Origin of the sequence: Dickeya undicola, from assembly GCF_000784735.1 — a bacterium.
GTDB classification, from domain to species: domain Bacteria; phylum Pseudomonadota; class Gammaproteobacteria; order Enterobacterales; family Enterobacteriaceae; genus Dickeya; species Dickeya undicola.
In genome coordinates, this window is record NZ_JSYG01000048.1 from 1 (window position 1) to 2,920 (window position 2,920).

The window sequence follows — 2,920 nt, forward strand, 5'->3', positions numbered from 1 at the left end:
TATTCTGCTCTTTAACAATCTGGAACAAGCTGAAAATTTGAAACGACGGCATGTGAGTGAGAATTCATGTGTTGTTCGAGTCTCTCAAAATACTCATATCCCGAGACACTTTCGGGTTGTGAGGTTAAGCGACTAAGCGTACACGGTGGATGCCTAGGCAGTCAGAGGCGATGAAGGGCGTGCTAATCTGCGAAAAGCGTCGGCAAGGTGATATGAACCGTTATACCCGACGATACCCGAATGGGGAAACCCAGTGTGATTCGTCACACTATCATTAACTGAATCCATAGGTTAATGAGGCGAACCGGGGGAACTGAAACATCTCAGTACCCCGAGGAAAAGAAATCAACCGAGATTCCCCCAGTAGCGGCGAGCGAACGGGGAGGAGCCCAGAACCTGAATCGGCTTGTGTGTCAGTGGAAGCGTCTGGAAAGTCGCACGATACAGGGTGAAAGTCCCGTACACGAAGATGCACAGGCCGTGAGTTCGATGAGTAGGGCGGGACACGTGGTATCCTGTCTGAACATGGGGGGACCATCCTCCAAGGCTAAATACTCCTGACTGACCGATAGTGAACCAGTACCGTGAGGGAAAGGCGAAAAGAACCCCGGCGAGGGGAGTGAAATAGAACCTGAAACCGTGTACGTACAAGCAGTGGGAGCACTCTTTATGGGTGTGACTGCGTACCTTTTGTATAATGGGTCAGCGACTTATATTCTGTAGCAAGGTTAACCGTATAGGGGAGCCGCAGGGAAACCGAGTCTTAACTGGGCGTTAAGTTGCAGGGTATAGACCCGAAACCCGGTGATCTAGCCATGGGCAGGTTGAAGGTTGGGTAACACTAACTGGAGGACCGAACCGACTAATGTTGAAAAATTAGCGGATGACTTGTGGCTGGGGGTGAAAGGCCAATCAAACCGGGAGATAGCTGGTTCTCCCCGAAAGCTATTTAGGTAGCGCCTCGTGAATTCATCTTCGGGGGTAGAGCACTGTTTCGGCTAGGGGGCCATCCCGGCTTACCAACCCGATGCAAACTGCGAATACCGAAGAATGTTATCACGGGAGACACACGGCGGGTGCTAACGTCCGTCGTGAAGAGGGAAACAACCCAGACCGCCAGCTAAGGTCCCAAAGTCATGGTTAAGTGGGAAACGATGTGGGAAGGCATAGACAGCCAGGATGTTGGCTTAGAAGCAGCCATCATTTAAAGAAAGCGTAATAGCTCACTGGTCGAGTCGGCCTGCGCGGAAGATGTAACGGGGCTAAAACCATGCACCGAAGCTGCGGCAGCGACGCTCAGGCGTTGTTGGGTAGGGGAGCGTTCTGTAAGCCGTAGAAGGTGGACTGTGAGGTCTGCTGGAGGTATCAGAAGTGCGAATGCTGACATAAGTAACGATAATGCGGGTGAAAAACCCGCACGCCGGAAGACCAAGGGTTCCTGTCCAACGTTAATCGGGGCAGGGTGAGTCGACCCCTAAGGCGAGGCTGAAAAGCGTAGTCGATGGAAAACAGGTTAATATTCCTGTACTTGGTGTTACTGCGAAGGGGGGACGGAGAAGGCTATGTCATCCGGGCGACGGTTGTCCCGGTTTAAGCGTGCAGGTGGGTGGACCAGGTAAATCCGGTCTGCTGTCAACACTGAGGCGTGATGACGAGGTACTACGGTACTGAAGTGACAGATGCCCTGCTTCCAGGAAAAGCCTCTAAGCATCAGGTAACATTGAATCGTACCCCAAACCGACACAGGTGGTCAGGTAGAGAATACTCAGGCGCTTGAGAGAACTCGGGTGAAGGAACTAGGCAAAATGGTGCCGTAACTTCGGGAGAAGGCACGCTGGGCATGGTGAAGTCCCTCGCGGATGGAGCTGAGCCCAGTCGCAGATACCAGCTGGCTGCAACTGTTTAATAAAAACACAGCACTGTGCAAACACGAAAGTGGACGTATACGGTGTGACGCCTGCCCGGTGCCGGAAGGTTAATTGATGGGGTTATCCTTAGGGAGAAGCTCTTGATCGAAGCCCCGGTAAACGGCGGCCGTAACTATAACGGTCCTAAGGTAGCGAAATTCCTTGTCGGGTAAGTTCCGACCTGCACGAATGGCGTAATGATGGCCAGGCTGTCTCCACCCGAGACTCAGTGAAATTGAACTCGCTGTGAAGATGCAGTGTACCCGCGGCAAGACGGAAAGACCCCGTGAACCTTTACTATAGCTTGACACTGAACCTTGAGCCTTGATGTGTAGGATAGGTGGGAGGCTTTGAAGTGTGGACGCCAGTCTGCATGGAGCCAACCTTGAAATACCACCCTTTAATGTTTGATGTTCTAACGTGGACCCGTGAACCGGGTTGCGGACAGTGTCTGGTGGGTAGTTTGACTGGGGCGGTCTCCTCCCAAAGAGTAACGGAGGAGCACGAAGGTTAGCTAATCCTGGTCGGACATCAGGAGGTTAGTGCAAAGGCATAAGCTAGCTTGACTGCGAGAGTGACGGCTCGAGCAGGTGCGAAAGCAGGTCTTAGTGATCCGGTGGTTCTGAATGGAAGGGCCATCGCTCAACGGATAAAAGGTACTCCGGGGATAACAGGCTGATACCGCCCAAGAGTTCATATCGACGGCGGTGTTTGGCACCTCGATGTCGGCTCATCACATCCTGGGGCTGAAGTAGGTCCCAAGGGTATGGCTGTTCGCCATTTAAAGTGGTACGCGAGCTGGGTTTAGAACGTCGTGAGACAGTTCGGTCCCTATCTGCCGTGGGCGTTGGAAGATTGAGGGGGGTTGCTCCTAGTACGAGAGGACCGGAGTGAACGCACCGCTGGTGTTCGGGTTGTGATGCCAATTGCATTGCCCGGTAGCTACGTGCGGAAGAGATAACCGCTGAAAGCATCTAAGCGGGAAACTTGCCCCGAGATGAGTCTTCCCTGGG

The 2,920-nt window shown here is 53.0% G+C and carries 1 rRNA gene; it reads left to right on the top strand.

Annotated features, from left to right (window positions below):
* Nucleotides 1-122: 122 nt before the first annotated feature.
* Nucleotides 123-2,920 (top strand): 23S ribosomal RNA (locus OB87_RS18765); the annotation flags it as partial.